The sequence below is a fragment of the Nocardiopsis sp. FR4 genome (assembly GCF_009830945.1).
GTDB lineage: Bacteria > Actinomycetota > Actinomycetes > Streptosporangiales > Streptosporangiaceae > Nocardiopsis.
The window spans coordinates 1-16,156 of the sequence record NZ_VWVV01000051.1; the positions used below are offsets into that span (position 1 = coordinate 1).

13 protein-coding genes are annotated in these 16,156 nt (G+C 72.2%); 7 read left to right on the top strand and 6 right to left on the bottom strand.

Translation table 11 applies throughout. The annotated features are described in order from the left end of the window. Positions 1-244 precede the first annotated feature (244 nt). Positions 245-877, top strand: a complete 633-nt coding sequence (locus FYW95_RS26870; RefSeq protein WP_159943044.1) for a class I SAM-dependent methyltransferase — start codon at positions 245-247, stop codon at positions 875-877. Positions 878-1,243: 366 nt separating this feature from the next. Then, a complete protein-coding gene (locus FYW95_RS26875) occupies positions 1,244-4,597 on the top strand; it encodes a transglycosylase domain-containing protein (RefSeq protein WP_201295063.1) in 3,354 nt (1,117 codons plus the stop codon). Positions 4,598-4,822: 225 nt separating this feature from the next. On the opposite strand, the gene FYW95_RS26880 is transcribed toward FYW95_RS26875, so the two are convergent. The 4 genes from FYW95_RS26880 to FYW95_RS26895 form a co-directional block, all read right to left on the bottom strand. Continuing rightward, positions 4,823-5,836 (bottom strand): glucosidase family protein, encoded by a 1,014-nt coding sequence (locus FYW95_RS26880; protein ID WP_159943042.1) that lies wholly within the window; start codon positions 5,834-5,836, stop codon positions 4,823-4,825. Next, positions 5,836-6,555 (bottom strand): class I SAM-dependent methyltransferase, encoded by a 720-nt coding sequence (locus FYW95_RS26885; RefSeq protein WP_159943067.1) that lies wholly within the window; start codon positions 6,553-6,555, stop codon positions 5,836-5,838. Before FYW95_RS26885 ends, FYW95_RS26880 begins: the two co-directional genes overlap by 1 nt. Before the next feature lie 24 nt (positions 6,556-6,579). Next, positions 6,580-7,896: a glycosyltransferase family 4 protein gene (locus tag FYW95_RS26890; RefSeq protein ID WP_159943041.1), complete on the bottom strand. Its 1,317-nt coding sequence runs from the start codon at positions 7,894-7,896 to the stop codon at positions 6,580-6,582. Positions 7,897-7,989: 93 nt separating this feature from the next. Then, positions 7,990-9,018 carry an MBL fold metallo-hydrolase gene (locus tag FYW95_RS26895; protein ID WP_159943040.1) on the bottom strand — a complete coding sequence of 343 codons (1,029 nt, stop codon included), beginning with the start codon at positions 9,016-9,018 and terminating at the stop codon, positions 7,990-7,992. A 332-nt stretch (positions 9,019-9,350) separates the two neighbouring features. On the opposite strand from FYW95_RS26895, the gene FYW95_RS26900 reads away from it, so the two are divergent. Continuing rightward, positions 9,351-9,947, top strand: coding sequence for a TetR family transcriptional regulator (locus FYW95_RS26900; RefSeq protein WP_159943039.1), 597 nt, complete (start codon positions 9,351-9,353; stop codon positions 9,945-9,947). Between the two features lie 59 nt (positions 9,948-10,006). Here FYW95_RS26900 and FYW95_RS26905 read toward each other — a convergent pair whose 3' ends face one another. Both FYW95_RS26905 and nadA read right to left on the bottom strand, forming a co-directional pair. Further along, on the bottom strand, positions 10,007-11,353 hold the full coding sequence (locus tag FYW95_RS26905) for an RNA polymerase sigma factor (protein WP_159943038.1): 1,347 nt from the start codon (positions 11,351-11,353) through the stop codon (positions 10,007-10,009). A gap of 138 nt (positions 11,354-11,491) precedes the next feature. Then, positions 11,492-12,490: a quinolinate synthase NadA gene (gene nadA, locus FYW95_RS26910; RefSeq protein WP_159943037.1), complete on the bottom strand. Its 999-nt coding sequence runs from the start codon at positions 12,488-12,490 to the stop codon at positions 11,492-11,494. Positions 12,491-12,625: 135 nt separating this feature from the next. Here nadA and FYW95_RS26915 point away from each other — a divergent pair, with 135 nt between their 5' ends. The 4 genes from FYW95_RS26915 to FYW95_RS26930 form a co-directional block, all read left to right on the top strand. Further along, positions 12,626-13,357 (top strand): NUDIX hydrolase, encoded by a 732-nt coding sequence (locus tag FYW95_RS26915; RefSeq protein WP_159943036.1) that lies wholly within the window; start codon positions 12,626-12,628, stop codon positions 13,355-13,357. Between the two features lie 106 nt (positions 13,358-13,463). Next, positions 13,464-14,135: an HAD family hydrolase gene (locus FYW95_RS26920; RefSeq protein ID WP_236567834.1), complete on the top strand. Its 672-nt coding sequence runs from the start codon at positions 13,464-13,466 to the stop codon at positions 14,133-14,135. A 167-nt stretch (positions 14,136-14,302) separates the two neighbouring features. Next, a complete protein-coding gene (locus FYW95_RS26925; RefSeq protein WP_159943035.1) occupies positions 14,303-15,418 on the top strand; it encodes an ABC transporter ATP-binding protein in 1,116 nt (371 codons plus the stop codon). After that, positions 15,418-16,156, top strand: a 739-nt coding sequence (locus tag FYW95_RS26930) for an ABC transporter permease (protein ID WP_160050987.1), incomplete at its 3' end; no start/stop codon positions are given. The genes FYW95_RS26925 and FYW95_RS26930, both read left to right, overlap by 1 nt.

Here is a 16,156-nt window from a genome sequence, read left to right on the forward strand (position 1 = left end):
CTCTTTCCGAACCCGGTCGTTAAGTCTCTTTGCGCTGATGGTACTGCCCTGTGGTGGGGTGGGAGAGTAGGTTGCTGCCACGGTTTGTTGTGGGGGGGTCGTCCTTTGTGGGCGGCCCCCTTTTTTTTGTGTGTTTTTGTTGTGTGCCGGGGGGTTGTGCGATCGTGAATGGCTGGGCGGAGGCCTACGGCGGCCCGTCAAGGCCGCTGATGAGCACCATTGTCCCTGGTGGGACAATTTCCGCATGACGAAGACAATCCCCGCCGAGCTCCTGGCCGCAGCTGAGGCCGCGAAGGGTTTCATGCCCACGGACGAGGGCCGCGCCCTGTTCGAGGCCGCGGTCTCCTACGCACACGTCGGCCCGATCGTGGAGATCGGCACCTACTGCGGCAAGTCCACCATCTTCCTCGGTGCGGCCGCTCGCGAGACGGGGGGCAAGGTCCTCACCGTGGATCACCACAGGGGATCCGAGGAGCACCAGGAGGGCTGGGAGTATCACGACGCGAGTCTCGTGGACGACCGGACCGGCAAGTTCGACACCCTGCCGCACTTCCGCCGCACCATCACCGAGGCGGGCCTGGACGAGGAGGTCATCGCGATCGTCGGCCGCTCGACCGAGGTCGCCGCGGTCTGGGGCACACCGCTGGGCATGGTCTTCATCGACGGGGGCCACAGCGAGGAGGCCGCTCAGAACGACTACACGGGTTGGAGCCCTCACGTGGCCCCCGGCGGGGCGCTCGTCATCCACGACGTGTTCCCCAACCCCGAGGACGGCGGACGACCGCCGTACAACATCTACCGCAGGGCTCTCGACTCCGGTCAGTTCACCGAGGTGCGGGCGGTCGGTTCCATGCGCGTCCTCGAACGCCTCTCCTGACCCCTGTGAGCGCACCGGGCTGCGCGCGGACCACCGTGCGCAGCCCTTTACGGGCTCTATGTGTGTTTCGTGTCCTGTCGCACACACCATCATCGCGCCATGTGGTCACCACGACCGAGTTCGTCATGAGATCCTGCTCAGGAGAAAGTGACCGGACTAACAGACGGCCCTGGACACACCCGTTGCGGGTAAGTGTCGGGTAAGAAGTGACGGTGCGGTTATCGGCAAGCCCTTGACATGGTTACGTGCGGGTATCGTGACGTTGAGGGCGGAGCGATGGTGGCGTAATTTCCCGGGATACCGCTTCGGTCCTGACTCGAAATGAACGATCAGGGGTACTCGCGCGTCCAACACCAGGACGGCACGGTGCCGGACTTGATTTGCCATGGGGGCGGGGAACTGAGCGAGAGCAGACACGGCGAGGGCGGGACGGGTGGACAGCGTCCCGAGAGTGACACGCCGGAGAACAGGAACACCTCTGCCGAAGAGCTGTCCAGCAAGACCACTTCAGAGGCCGCTGAGAAGGATCAGTCGACTGATGACACCCTAGGACACGAGGACGGGCGGGACGGGGCGGGCGAGCCCGAGTTCGTCGGCCCGGTCAGTTTCAAGACCAGCGGGTCCTTCTTCCGGGAGAGGGTGGCCCGCAGCCTCGCTGAGCAGGGTTTCGGCCCTCAGGACGAGGGCTCCGAGCAGTCCGTCCCCCCCACGGACACGCACAGGAGCGCCTCACCCGCGGAGGAGCCTGTGAGCCCCCCGGAACCCGACAGCGGCGAGTCCCCCGCCGCGACGGAGCCGATCTCGCTCGACGCCGTCCGTGCCGCGGCCTCGCGGACCCAGGAGCCCGAGGAGGAGGTCTCCGCCGAGGCGCCGACCGAGGCACCCACGGAGGCGTTCACGGAGGTGCCCGCCGAGGCGCCGACGGAGGCGTTCACCGGTCCGTCCACCGAGGCGATCGACACGGCCGAGGTCAGCGCCGTGGACGGCCGGGGGGAGTCCGGCACCGAGGAGGACCCCGCCACCGACCGTCCCGCCGCTGAGGACCCCCCCGGGGACCATCCCGTCGCGGAACACCGTGCCGAGGCGGCTTCCTGGTGGGGCGAGCGCGACTCCGATTCCGCCGCGGAGAGCCCCCCTGGGCCCGCCGCGGAGAGTTCTCTGCAGACCGAGGACTTCCAGCGGACCGAGGACTTCGCGCAGGGCCCGCGCGAGTCCGAGCCGTACCGGGGGCAGATCGCCGGAACGGTCACCGACGTCCAGGACTTCGAGCCCGAGGCCGAAACCGAGACCGTCGCTCCGGACAAGCCCGAGGCGCCGCCGCTCGATGAGTCCGACGCCGCCGAGACCGCGGCCCTGTGGCCCGCACCGCGCCGCCTGTCGGACTACGTGTCCGACACGGCCGAGGCCGATACGGCCGCTCCCCTCACCGCCGCCTACGCCCAGGGCCCGGGCGCGCCCCAGGGGCCGACCGGTCCGGCGGGACACGGTGGTCCCCGTAGCCACGGGGCTCACCAGGGACCCGGCGGTCCGCAGGGCCCCGGGGGCCCCACCGGACCGGGCGGCCCCACGGGCCCGGGGAGGCCGGGCAAGCCCGCCAAGGGACGTAAGGCCAAGAAGCCGCTGTGGTGGAGGATGCTCCGAGCCCTTCTCGTCGCCGCCGGCCTGTTCGTCATCATCGCCTGCGGCGCGTTCGCCTACCTCTACAGCACGGTGGAGGTTCCGGACGCGGCGAAGGCAGACGCGCTCGAACAGGGTTCGACCTTCTACTTCGCGGACGGTGAGACCGAGTTCGCCTACCGGGGCACCATGCGCGAGATCATCTCCTACGACGAGATGACCGCAGGCGGCGACCACGTCGTCGAGGCGGTCGTCTCCGCGGAGGACCGCGGGTTCTGGACCGAGCCGGGAGTGTCCGTGCGGGGCACCGCCCGGGCGGTCTGGTCCACCGTCAGCGGCCAGCAGGTGCAGGGCGGTTCCACCATCACCCAGCAGATGGTGCGCAACTACTACGAGGGCGTCTCCCGGGAGGTGTCCGTCACCCGCAAGGTCCAGGAGATCATCATCTCCATCAAGGTCGACCAGAGCGAGTCGAAGGAGTGGGTGATGCAGCAGTACCTGAACACCATCTACTTCGGCCGCAACGCGTACGGGATCCAGGCCGCCTCGCAGGCGTACTACCACAAGGACGTCCAGGACCTGGCGCCCGAGGAGGCCGCGTTCCTGGCCGCCGCCATCCAGCAGCCCACCTGGTTCGGCCAGGCCGACGTGGAGACCACGCCGGAGATGGAGCGGCGCTGGCAGTACGTCGTGGACGGCATGGTCACCACGGGCGCCATCACCCAGGCCGAGGCCGACGCGATGGAGTTCCCGGCGCCGGAGGCGGAGAAGCCCGAGGAGGGCAACGACCTGGGCGGCTACAAGGGGTACATGCTCCAGGAGGCCATGAACGAGCTGGCCGAGCTGGGCTACACCGAGGACCAGATCAACCGTCAGGGCTACTCCATCGTCACCACGTTCGACAAGGACATGATGGACGCCGCCTACCAGACGGTGGAGGAGATGGTCCCGCAGGAGAACCTGCCGGAGAAGGTCAACATCGGTCTCACCACCATCGACCCCAAGACCGGTGAGGTCCTGGCCTTCTACGGCGGCCACGACTACTGGGAGAACCAGTACGACAGCTCCTTCCTCGGCGCCGCCCAGACCGGTTCGGCCTTCAAGCCGTACGTGCTGGCGACCGCGCTGGAGCAGGGGTACAGCCTCAACTCCGTCGTGGACGGGCGCGGGCCGCGCGAGATCCAGGGAACCCCGATCCAGAACGCCAACAACGTCCCGGGCGGGATCATGACCCTGACCCAGGCCACTCAGGTCTCCAACAACCTCGGCTACATCGAGCTGGCCCAGGAGGTCGGCTTCGAGAACATCCGCGACACCATCTACGCCGCGGGCTGGCCCGAGGGCAGCATCCCCGACAACCAGCTGGTGCCGGTGATGCCGCTGGGCGCCTCCAGCGCCCGGCCGGTGGACCAGGCCAGCGGTTACGCCACCTTCGCCAACGGCGGCGTGCACGTCGACACGCACGTGGTCAAGGAGATCCTCAACACCGAGGGCGAGGACGAGCGTCCCGAGGTGGAGAGCCGCAGGGTCTTTCAGGAGTCGACCGCGGCCGACGTCACCTACGCCCTGGAGCAGGTGGTCAACGGCGGCACCGGTACCGCCGCACGGCTGTGGGACCACCCCACGGCGGGCAAGACCGGTACCACCAACGACAGCGTCGCAGCCTGGTTCGTGGGCTACACCCCGCAGCTGTCCACGTCCGTGGCCGTCTACAGCGAGGAGAACAAGTCCTTCAGCATCCCCGGCTACAACATCTCGGGCGGCGGCCTGCCCGCCCAGATGTGGAACCAGTACATGACCCGGGCGATGGAGGGCTACGAGCGGGGCTCCTTCCCGAGCCCGGCCTTCGGCGGCACCGCCGAGAACTGGGCCCCGGACGTCTCCACCGAGGAGCCGGCGGAACAGACGCAGGAGGAGCAGCCGGAGGAGCCCGTCGAGCCCGAGGTCCCGGTTGAGCCGGAGCAGCCGGAGCAGCCGATCGAGCCCGAGCCGGTCGACCCCCAGCCCGAGATCCCCACCTGGCCCGGTGAGGAGGACGGCGGCGACACCGGCGGTGGCGACTGGGGATGGACACCTCCCGGCCGCACCGAGGAGGACGGATAGCCCGGACGGGGGGTCCGGGCGGAACGGCCCGCGGGGCTCGGCGGTGAACCGCCGGGCCCCGTCCCGTCTTCCCGGTCTCCCCGTTCCCGCGGTCCCGTGTCGCCTGCCCGGTTCCGGCTCCGCTCAGGAGTGAGCCGGGGCCGCCCGGTCTCCGTCCCGGGGAGGCGCGCACACGGCTTCGGCCCCGTGCGGAACACGGTCACCGGTACACGGCCGAGGGGACGGCTACCAGGTGTGCAGGAAGACCCGTGAGCCGGGTGTGGCACCGGTCAGCGCGTCCACCGCCAGGATCACGGCGGCCGACGTCCAGGTGCTGCGTTCCACGGGCCAGCGCACGTCCTCGGCGAACTGGTAGCCCGTCCAGTACACGCCGTCCTCGGCGTCGCGCAGGTGCTGCACGTCCCGCAGGATCCGCGCCCCGGTCTCCGGGTCGCCCATGGCCGCCAGGGCCAGGACCAGTTCGCAGGACTCGGCGGCGGTGACCCAGGGCTGGTCGCTCACGCAGCGCACGCCCAGGCCGGGGACCACGAACCGGTCCCAGCGCTCCTCGATCCGCTCCTTGGCGGCGGTGCCGCGCACGGCCCCGCCCAGGATCGGGTAGAACCAGTCCATCGAGAAGCGGCCGCGGTCGGCGAACAGGTCCTCGCGCTCCTGGATGAGCACCGCGAGCCGGTCGGCGGCGGCCGACCAGGCCGGGCGGTCCCGGCCCAGGCGCGCGGCCAGGGCCGTACCGCAGCGCAGCGCGTGGTGCACGCTGGCGCACACCGTCAGCAGCGCGTGGTCCCCGGGGGATCCGTCCTCGGAGCGGGCCCACAGGATCTCGCCGTGCTCACCGCGCAGGTCCAGCACGAACTCCAGACCCTCCTCCACCACGGGCCACAGGAGTTCGGCGAAGTCGGCGTCACCGGTGACGAGCAGGTGGTGGAGCAGGCCCACGGCCGGGTAGGCGGCGTGGTTGGCCTCGCGCAGCCGGGTGACGGGCCTGCCCTGGCGGAACTTGGCGGGCCAGCCCCCCTCGGGGTGGCGGCTGCCCTCCAGCCACAGGTAGGCGCGCCGGGCCGCCTCCGTGTGCCCGGCCACGGTCAGGGCCATGGCGCACTCCACGTGGTCCCACACGTCGGTGTGTCCGCCGGGGAACCAGGGGATCGCGCCGTCGGGTTCCTGGCTGCGGAGCAGATAGGCGGCGCAGCGGCGCAGCTGCTCGGCGTCGACCACCCCCGGCAGGTCCGGCACGGCCATCAGGCGGCGTGCGGCTTGCGCACGTACACGACCACGCTCTTGCCGATGAGGGGGTTGAGCAGGCGTTCGGTGACCCGGGTCACCTTGGGGGCCTTGAGCATGTCCCACACCAGCATGTCGTGGTAGGCCTTGGCGAGCGGGTGGTCGTCGTTGCCGGTGCCCACCGCGCACTTGATCCACCAGTAGGGCGCGTGCAGCGCGTGCGCGTGGTGGTGCGGGCCGATCTCGAAGCCGGTGGCCTTGAGTTTGGCCTCCAGTTCGGCGCGGGTGTAGATGCGGATGTGCCCGCCCTCGTTGGTGTGGTACTCCTCCGACAGGGCCCAGCACAGGCGCTCGGGCAGGAAGCTGGGCACGGTGACCGCGGCGATGCCGCCCGGGCGCAGCACGCGGAACAGCTCCGCCATGGCGGCGATGTCGTGCGGGATGTGCTCGAAGATCTCGGCCGCGATCACCCGGTCGAAGCTGGCGTCCTCGAAGGGCATGTCCAGGGCGTCGCCCTTGACCGTCTCCGCGCTGGCCTGCTCGGGGGCCTGGCCCTCCGCGCGCATGGCGGCGAACATGGTCTCGACCTCGGCGAGGTCGGCGACGTTCTGGTCGAAGGCGGTGACGTCGGCGCCGCGGCGGTAGACCTCGAAGGCGTGGCGGCCGCCGCCGCAGCCCAGGTCGAGGACGCGGTCGCCGGGACCGACGGGCAGCAGGGTGAAGTCGACGGTGATCAGTGGAGGCTCCCTAGGGATCGTGGGTCAGGCGCCGTGCGCGCGTGCCCGCGCGGGCGCGGGGCGCGTGCCGCCGTTGGCGTCGATGGTGGAGGCGTAGCGCCGCGCGGTCAGTTCGGCCACGGCCCTCCAGGTGAAGCGCTCCTGGACCCGGCGCCAGGCGGCGGCGCCCATGCGTTCGCGCTCGGCGTCGTCGTCGAGCAGGGCCGCGAGCGCGCCTGCCAGGGCCTCGGGGTCGCCCGGGGGGACCAGGCGCCCGGCGTCGCCGTCGGTGCCCACGACCTCGGGCAGGGCCCCGGCGCGGCTGGCCACCAGGGGGGTGGCGCAGGCCATGGCCTCCACGGCGGGCAGGGAGAACCCCTCGTAGAAGGAGGGCACCACCGCCACCTGGGCGCTGGCGACGAGTTCGGCCAGAGCGGTGTCGTCGATGCCGCTGACGAACTCCACGCGGTCGCGCAGGCTCAGCTCGTCCACGAGCTGGTCGGTGGGCCCGCCGGGCTTGGGCCTGCTCACGATGGTCAGGGTGATGTCGCGTTCGGTGGCGAGCTTGGCGGCGGCGCGCAGCAGGACGGCCACGCCCTTGAGCGGGCTGTCGGCGCTGGCGGTGCACACGATGCGGCCGGGTACGCGCTCGCGCTCCGGCCGCGGGTGGAAGTAGCGGGTGTCCACGCCCAGCGGGGTGACCTCCATGGCGGAGGGGGAGACCCCGAACTCGCGGGCGATGTCGTCGGCGGAGGACTGGGAGGGGACGAGGATGGGGTCGAGTCTGCGGGCCACCCTGGCCTGCATGCCGACGAAGCCGTACCAGCGGCGCTTGGAGAGCTTCTGCAGGCCGCGGGCCTCGGCGAGCTCGATCCGGCGGTCCACGCTGATGGGGTGGTGGATGGTGGTCACCAGCGGCAGTCCGGCGGCGCGGACGCCGAGCAGGCCCCAGCCCAGGGTCTGGTTGTCGTGGACGACGTCGAAGTCGGCCAGGCGGGCGCGCAGTTCGCGGTTGGCACGCAGGGAGAAGGTGAGGGGCTCGGGGAACCCGGCGGTCCACATGGTGGCGACCTCCAGGACGTCGATCCAGTCGCGCCACTCGCGGACGGGCGGGGCCACGAAGGGGTTGGCGTCGTTGTAGAGGTCCAGGGAGGGCAGCTTCTCCAGGGTCACGCCCTCGTCCAGCACGGGGTAGGGCTGGCCGGAGAACACGGTGACCTCGTGGCCGAGGGCGGCGAGTTCGCGCGACAGGTGGCGCACGTACACGCCCTGCCCGCCGACGTGCTGTTTGCTGCGGTAGGACAGCAGGGCCACGCGCAGGGGCCGCTCGGCGGGGGGCCGTGGGGTGCCCGACTGGGTCAAGAGTCCACCTCGATCGTTGGGTCGCCGCCGATGCGTCCACATGTTACTCGGCAGTTGGGTGGCGGTCGGCTCCGGGCTGGTTGGTAAGGGATCCTATGCGGGGCGGACGGTCCAGCGCGGTGTGCCCTCGCGCCCGGTGCGTTCGGCCAGTCCGCGCTCCTCCATGAGCCGCAGGTGGGCGGCGGTCTCGGAGGCGGCCATGTGCCGGGAGCGGACGCTCATGCGCTCCCAGGGGCGCTTCCACGGCAGACCGGAGGCGATCTCCCACAGGGTGGCGGGCCCCCGGGCGAGCAGGGCGGCCATCTCGTCGAGCCGCTCCTCGTGGTGGGTGGTGATCCGCCGGGTGCGTTCGGCCAGCCCGGTGAAGCGGCCCTCGTGTGAGGGGAGGCACACGAGGCGGTCGGCGTCGGGCAGGCGGGCGATCCCGGCCTGGGAGGTGAGGAAGTCGCCGAGGGGGTCGCCGTCCTCGGACAGCAGGGGGAACTGGCCCACGTGCGGGGTGATGCCGGGCAGGACGTGGTCGCCGGTGAAGAGCCTGCGGCCGTCGGCCAGGTGCAGGCACAGGTGGCCGGGGCTGTGGCCGGGGGTCCACACGGCGCGCAGGTCGCGGCCGGGCAGGTCGACGCGTTCCCCGTCGGCGAGGGGCAGGTCGGGGACGGCGGGTGTGGAGAGCAGGCCCGGGGTCTCGCGCAGGGCGCGGACGTCCTCCTCGGGGAAGCCGGATCGGCGCAGCTGCCCGGTGATCGCGTCCAGCCGGTCCGGCACGGGGGAGGCGTTGAGGCGTTCGAGGACCGCGATGTCGGCCGGGTGCATGGCGATCCAGGCGTCCGAGGCCGCGCGCAGGCGGGCGACCAGGCCGGAGTGGTCGGGGTGGAAGTGGGTGAGGACCGCGCCGCGGACCTGTTCGACCTCGTGCCCGGTCTGCTTGAGCCCGCGGACCAGGGCCTCCCAGGACTCGTCGTGGTCCCAGCCGGTGTCGACGAGGACGGGGCCCTCGGAGCCGGTGAGGACGTAGACGTAGGTGAAGCCCAGGGGGTTGCCGGGGATGGGTACCGTCAGGCTCCAGACCCCGTCGCCGAGGTCTTCGACGGGGGGCGGTGCGCTGGGGGGTGTGTCGGACATAGGGGCACGACCTCTCACTGGAAACCGAATCCGGTTCGATCCTAGGAGGCGGGGTGCTCCGAGGGGGCGGCCGGGGAGGAGTACGTGCACAGCAGTGAAATCTAGAACAAATTCTATAAAGCTGGTCACGGGACCCGAAAGCCCCGGCTTCCCTTTCGTGTTGCTACTACTACGTCGGGCGATGAGGTGAGAATCATGGATCGGAAGAACTGCCTGGCGGGTACGTCGTTGGATAACGTGTTCTCATAATGGTCGGCGTCCGGGCCGGGCGCCGACCGTCACAGCGGACTCCAGCGCCGTGTCGAGCGGGCTGATGACGAAGGGACGATCCGGTGGCGGTGCAGGCGGCGAGCGGAACGATGTCGCGAAGTCAGGCCCAGCGCCGCAAGCGCATCGTGCAGACGGCCGCCGCCCTGGCCGTGCGCGGGGGCGTCGAGGCCATGCAGATGCGCTCGGTGGCCGAGCGCGCCGGGGTGGCCCTGGGCACGCTCTACCGCTACTTCCCCTCCAAGATGGACCTGGTCGTGGCCGTGGTCACCGAGGAGCTGGACCTGCTGGAGAGCGGTATCGTCCGCCGCCCGCCCACCGCCGACACCCCCGCCGGACGCGCCGTCGACGTCCTGCTGCGCGCGACCCTGGGCCTGATGCGCGAGCCCGAGCTGGCCGACGCGCTGGTGCGCTCGCTCATCATGGCCGAGGTCAAGATCGAGCTGGACGCGCGCATCTCCGACCTGGTGTGGCGGGTGGCCGCGGGCACCCGGGACCCGGAAGCCGAGGTGGACCGCGAGGGCACCGGGTACGTCCTGGCCGGATCGCTCACCAGCGTGTGGATCTTCGAGCTGGTGGAGGTGCTCAAGGGCCGCCGGGACGTGGACGAGGTCGAGCGGCGGCTGCACATCGCGGCCGAGCGGCTGCTCGCCTCCTTCTAGCCGACCTCCCAGCCTCCGGGCCTCCCCGCCGTCTTCCGCCGGCCTTGCCGACCAGGCCCTTAACCGCCGCCGAAGAGCAGTCCCAGCAGCCCGTGGAACAGGCCGCCCGAGCCGCCGTCGCCGGATTCGTCCTCCTCCGAGGGCGCGGCGGTCGGCTCCTCCTCCACGGCGCCCTCGCCGGGGAACTCGACCCCGTCCCCGGGCAGGCCCTCGAAGGAGGGAGGGCTCTTCTCCCCGGCGGGCGGTGCGGGCTCGCCCGCCCGCTCCTCCTCCGCGGAGGAATGATCGTCCTCCGGAGCGGGGGCGGCCCCGGAGGGCTCCCCGGGGCCGGGGGGCGGCTCGGAGGGAAGGGCTCTGGCGCTGTCGGTGGCCTCCAACTTGGTGTCGGAGGCGGTCGCGGCGGCCTCCGACTGGGTCACCAGCGGGTCGCGCCCGGGCACCTCGGGGCCGATGCCGATGACGGTGGGCGGTCCTCCCGCCGCGCTCGCCCACGCCCACAGGGCCACCGCCAGGGCGACGGTGGCCAGGCCCGAGACGGCGGGCAGCGGCCAGCGGCGCCGCGGGGACCGGGCCGGGTCGTCGGAGTCGGCGGGGCCGGTCCCGGGCCCGGCCAGCTCGGCGACCGCCTCCTCGCGCACGGGGTGGTCGCGGGTGGTCAGGCGGTCGCGGGGCAGGGCGCGCGGCGGGGCCTCAGGGCCGGGTTCGTCGGCCGGGGCGGCCTCCTCCGGGGCGTCGGCGGCGCGGGAGCGGTGCACCGGGTACCCGTCGCTGGTGAGCGGGTGCGTGTGCGCCACGATCCGCTCGCGCGCCGCGGCGAACTCGGGGTCCAGGCAGGTGCGCACCACCCGGTCGCGCAGGTCCGGCGGCGGGCCGGGCGGACGCAGCAGGGCCAGGGCCGAGGAGACGTGGTCCACCTGGTCGCGCCAGCCGGTCGGGGCCCGCTCGCCCTCCAGGTTCTCGGCGGCGCGGCGCACGGCCGAGCGGGACAGCTCTCCGCAGATCTGCGGGTCCAGGCCCAGTACGCGCGCCACCGCCGAGGTGGGCAGGGCGTGCCGCAGGTTCAGCTCGACCAGTTCGCGGTGGCTGGCGGGCAGGTGCGCGAACATGCGCGCCACGGGTTTCTCGGCGGGCACCGTGGCCAGCCGGGTGTAGGGGCTCACCTGGGCCAGGCCGCGCCGCTGGCAGGCCGCGCGCACCAGCGCGTACAGCCACGGGCCCCGGTCGGCAGGGTCGGCGCGCCGGGTGTCGAGGAGGACGCCGGCGACCAGGCCGTCGTGCACGGCCTCGGCCGCGGGGTCGCCCTCGTCGCCCAGCAACGACCAGGCGTAGCGGTACAGGGACGACGCGAAGGCGTCATAGAGCGCCTCGACCGCCGTCGTTTCGTCTCCTTCGGTCCCTCTGGTCACGATTCTCCCCCCACCTTTTCCGTGACGGTAGCGACGGGAGTCCCTCCGTGTGGGGGAAACGACGACCTGTGTCCCGAAGGTAAGAGTTCTGTAACCCGTTGTTGGGCGGAGCGCGGTTCCCCGCCCACCGGGGTAAGGCTACTCTCCGCCCCGGGAGGGCGAGCCGATGGCGATCATCCGCTCGACGGAGCGGCGGGCGCGCTCGGAGGTCCCGGCGTCCACCGTGATCTCGGTGGTGCCGAAGCGCAGCGCGTTCAGCAGCTTGTCGGCGTCGATCATCTTCATGTAGTGGCACTCGGCGCGGGAGTTGACCGCCTCGAACTCGGTGGTCGCGTTGGCGTTGCGCAGCTGGTGCAGCATGCCGGTCTCGGTGGCGATGAGCACCTTCTTGGCGGTGGTGTTCTCCGCGGCGGTGAGCATGCCGCCGGTGGAGAGGACCTTCACGCGCTCCTGCGGCACCGCGCCGCTGCCCACGAGGTAGAGGGCGGAGGTGGCGCAGCCGCACTCGGGGTGGACGTAGACCTCGGCGTCGGGCTCGGCGGCGACCCGCTCGCGCAGGGTGTGCCCGTCGATCCCGGCGTGCACGTGGCACTCGCCCATCCACACGTGGATGTTCTCGCGCCCGGTGACGCGCTTGACGTGGGCGCCGAGGAACTGGTCCGGCAGGAAGAGGATCTCGCGGTCCTCGGGGATGGAGCGGATGACGTCCGCGGCGTTGGAGGAGGTGCAGCAGATGTCGGTCTCGGCCTTGACCGCGGCGGTGGTGTTGACGTAGGCGACCACGACCGCGCCGGGGTGCTCGGCCTTCCAGGCGCGCACGTCCTCGGCGGTGATGGTGTCGGCCAGTGAGCACCCGGCGTTGGGGTCGGGCAGCAGGACCGTCTTCTCCGGGGCCAGGATCTTGGCGGTCTCGGCCATGAAGTGGACGCCGCAGAAGACGATGGTGCGGGCGTCGACGCTGGCGGCCAGGCGGGACAGCGCGAGGGAGTCGCCGGTGTGGTGGGCGACGTCCTGGATTTCCGGGCGCTGGTAGTTGTGCGCGAGGATGACAGCGTCGCGCTCCTTCGCCAGGCGGCGGACCTCGTCGGCCCATTCCTGCCTGGTCATGGTGTCCGCCGTAGCAGTGACCGGTGCCATGTCCAACTACTTCCTTGAGGCTGTGGGCACGCCGTGCGGGCGCCGTGCCGGGGAAGGCCGTGCCGGTTGATGAGTTTTTGTCTGTCAGGCACAAACCTCTTGCAGCTTAACATGACGGGGAACGGAAGGGACAGGTTGGACATCCCACAGGAAAACGGACAGGCTGTGGAATCCGTCCGCGCCACGGCCTCCCGCGCGGAACTCTCGGTGCACGAGGCGCTCGCGGTCGTGCTCCAGATCCGGGCCGGACGGCTGTGCGTACTGCTGTGGCGCAGGGCTTTGCCGCCCTGCGAGGGGTGCTGGGCACTGCCCGGCGGCAGGCTCGGCCCCGGGGAGGACCTGGGCGCCTCCATCCGGCGCCAGCTCGCCCAGAAGGTGGACGTGAGGGATCTGTCACACCTGGAGCAGCTGGAGACCCGCAGCGACCCCGACCGGGTGCCCCGGCACCGCACCCTGGCCACCGCCTACCTGGGACTGGTGCCCGCCGACGTCGACCCGGTCGTGCCCGGGGACACCGACTGGCACCCGGCCGACCAGCTCCCGGCCATGGCCTTCGACCACGCCTCCATCGTCCGCTCCGGGCGCAGGCGGCTGCGCGCCAAGCTCAGCTACACCAACGTCGGGTTCGCCCTGGCGCCCCCGGAGTTCACGATGTCGGAGCTGTCGGGCTACTACCGCGCGGCGCTGGGCCACGACGTGGCCGCCACGAACCTGCGCCGCGTGCTGCTGCGCCGCGGGCAGATCGAGGAGACCGGGCGCTCGGTGCCCTCAGGGCGCTCCGGCGGACGGCCCGCCGCCCTGTTCCGCTTCCGCGACCGCAGCCTGCAGATCACCGACGCCTTCGCCGTGCTGCGCCCGCCGGGCTGAGCTGAACGGCGGCGGGCGCCCGCCGGGCGGAGGCCGGATTCCGGGAGCGGACCCGGAGGCGAACGCTGCCGGGAAGCGTCGCAGACGGCTTGTACACTCCCTGACCGTGGCAATTCGTACTGTGGTGTTCGACGTCGGCGAGACCCTCGTGGACGAGACGCGGATCTTCGCGCGCTGGGCCGACCGCTTCGGCATCCCGCACATGGCCTTCTTCGGGACCATCGGCGGCGTGCTCGCCTCCGGCGGCACCCTCACCGACGGCTTCCGGCTGCTCGTGCCCGGGTTCGACCTCGCCGCCGAGAGCGCCCGCTGGCGGGCCGAGGACCCTGACGGCGAGCGCGAGCACTTCGGTGAACGCGACCTCTACCCCGACGTTCGCCCGGCCTTCAAGGCCATGCGCGAGGCCGGACTCTCCCTGGTCATCGCGGGCAACCAGCCGCCCGAGGCCGGCCCCGCCCTGACCGCCATGGACCTGGGCGTCGACGGCATCGGCATCTCCGACGACTGGGGCGTCAAGAAGCCCGAACCCGCGTTCTTCGACCGCGTCCTGGCCCTGGCCGCGCTGACCCGCCCCGGTGTCGCACCCGGGGAGATCCTCTACGTCGGCGACCGCGTCGACAACGACGTCCTGCCCGCCCGCCGCGCCGGGATGCGCACCGCCCTGCTGCGCCGGGGCATCTACGGCTACCGCCACGCCGCCACCGAGGACGCCGCGCTCGCCGACACCGTCGTGGACGACCTGCACCAGCTCGCCGACTGGATCGCGCGCCAGGACTGAGACGGGTGTCCCCACCGGATCGCGGACGGATCCCGGCCGGCGCCGGGTCCCGGTGGGGTCACGGCTCTCCGCGCACCGTTTGACCGTCCCGCACACGGGTAACGTGCGAACGGCCTTTCCCTCGCCACCCATGACCCACCGGTTCCCCGAATGGAGACACCCGGCCGATGATCACGTTCGAGGGCGCCGCCAAGCTCTACCCCGACGGCACGGTGGCCGTCGACGGCCTGGACCTGACCGTCGAGACCGGCCGGACCACGGTGTTCGTGGGCCCCTCCGGCAGCGGCAAGACCACGTCGCTGCGGATGATCAACCGCATGGTCGAGCCCACCGGCGGTGCCGTCCTCATCGACGGCGAGGACGTGCGCCGACGCGACCCCGCCGTGCTGCGCCGCTCGATCGGCTACGTCATCCAGCAGGCGGGCCTGTTCCCGCACCGCACCGTGCGCGACAACATCGCCACCGTGCCCCTGCTGCTGGGCTGGGGCAGGGCCCGGGCCCGCGCCCGCGCCGCCGAGCTCATGGAACTGGTCGGGCTGGAGCCCGCCCAGGCCCGGCGCTACCCCCACCAGCTCTCCGGCGGGCAGCAGCAGCGCGTGGGCGTGGCCCGCGCCCTGGCCGCCGACCCGCCCATCCTGCTCATGGACGAGCCCTTCAGCGCCGTGGACCCCGTGGTGCGCGCCAGCCTCCAGGACGAACTGCTGCGCCTGCAACGTGAACTGCACAAGACCGTCGTCTTCGTCACCCACGACATCGACGAGGCCGTGCGCCTGGGCGACCGCATCGCCGTCTTCCGCCCCGGGGGCAGGCTCGCCCAGTACGACACCCCCGAACGCCTGCTGGCCGACCCCCGCGACGCCTTCGTCGAGTCCTTCGTCGGCTACGACCGGGGCGTACGGCGCCTGTCCTTCTTCCCCGCCCGCGACCTGTCGCTGCGCGGCGAGGCCGTCTTCGGCGCCGGCACCGGCGCGGGCGGCGCGCTCGCCGCGGTGCGCGAGAGCGGCGAACCCTGGGCGCTGGTGGTCAGCGCCGACCGCCAGCCCCTGGGCTGGGCCAGCGCGGAGCAGCTGGGCCGCGCACCCGCCGACACCGCCCTGGGCGAGCTGGACCTGGCCCCCTACGGCCACACCTTCGACGTGGGCACCGACTCCCTGCGCGCCGCCCTGGACGCCGCCGTCCTCTCACCCGCCGGGCGCGCGGTCGGCGTCGACGCCGAGGGGCGCGTACTCGGCGTGGTCTCCCAGGACGACCTGGGCACGGCCCTGTGGTCGGTGACCGAGTGATCGGCGAGGCCTGGGACTGGATCGCCCGCGTCGCCGACTGGGGCGCGGCGAACTGGAGCCACCCCGGCGAACCCGACCGCGGCATCCGGCCCCGCCTGCTCCAGCACATGCGCCTGTCCTACCTGTCCATCCTCATCGGACTGGCGGTGGCCCTGCCCCTGGGGCTGGCCTGCGCGCGCTGGAGACGCCTGTACCCGCCGGTGCTGACCGGTGTGAACGTGCTCTACGCGGTGCCCTCCATCGCCCTGTTCTTCCTCATGCTGCCCTACACCGGGTTCAGCGACTGGACGGCCGTCGTACCCCTGGCCCTGTACACCCTGGTGATCCTGCTGCCCAACGTCGTGGACGGCCTGCGCCAGGTCCCCGACCACGTCCGCCAGGCCGCCGTGGCCATGGGCTTCGGCCCCCTGCGGCGCCTGGTGTACGTGGAGACGCCGGTGGCCGTGCCGGTGATCATCGCCGGGCTGCGCGTGGCCTCGGTGGCTACCATCAGCATGGTCAGTGTCGCCTCCCTCGTGGGCCTGGGCGGGCTGGGCCAGCTCATCCTCAGCGACGGGTTCCGCCGCCAGTTCGACGCGCCCATCGTCGTGGGCATCGTGCTCACCGTCGCACTGGCCCTGGCCACCGACGCCGTCCTCGTGCTCGCCCAGCGCCTGCTCACCCCCTGGACCCGGCGGGACCGCGGCGCGGCCCGGCGCCGCGGGACCCGCCCGGCGGCGCCCGCACCCGCCCGGGCCG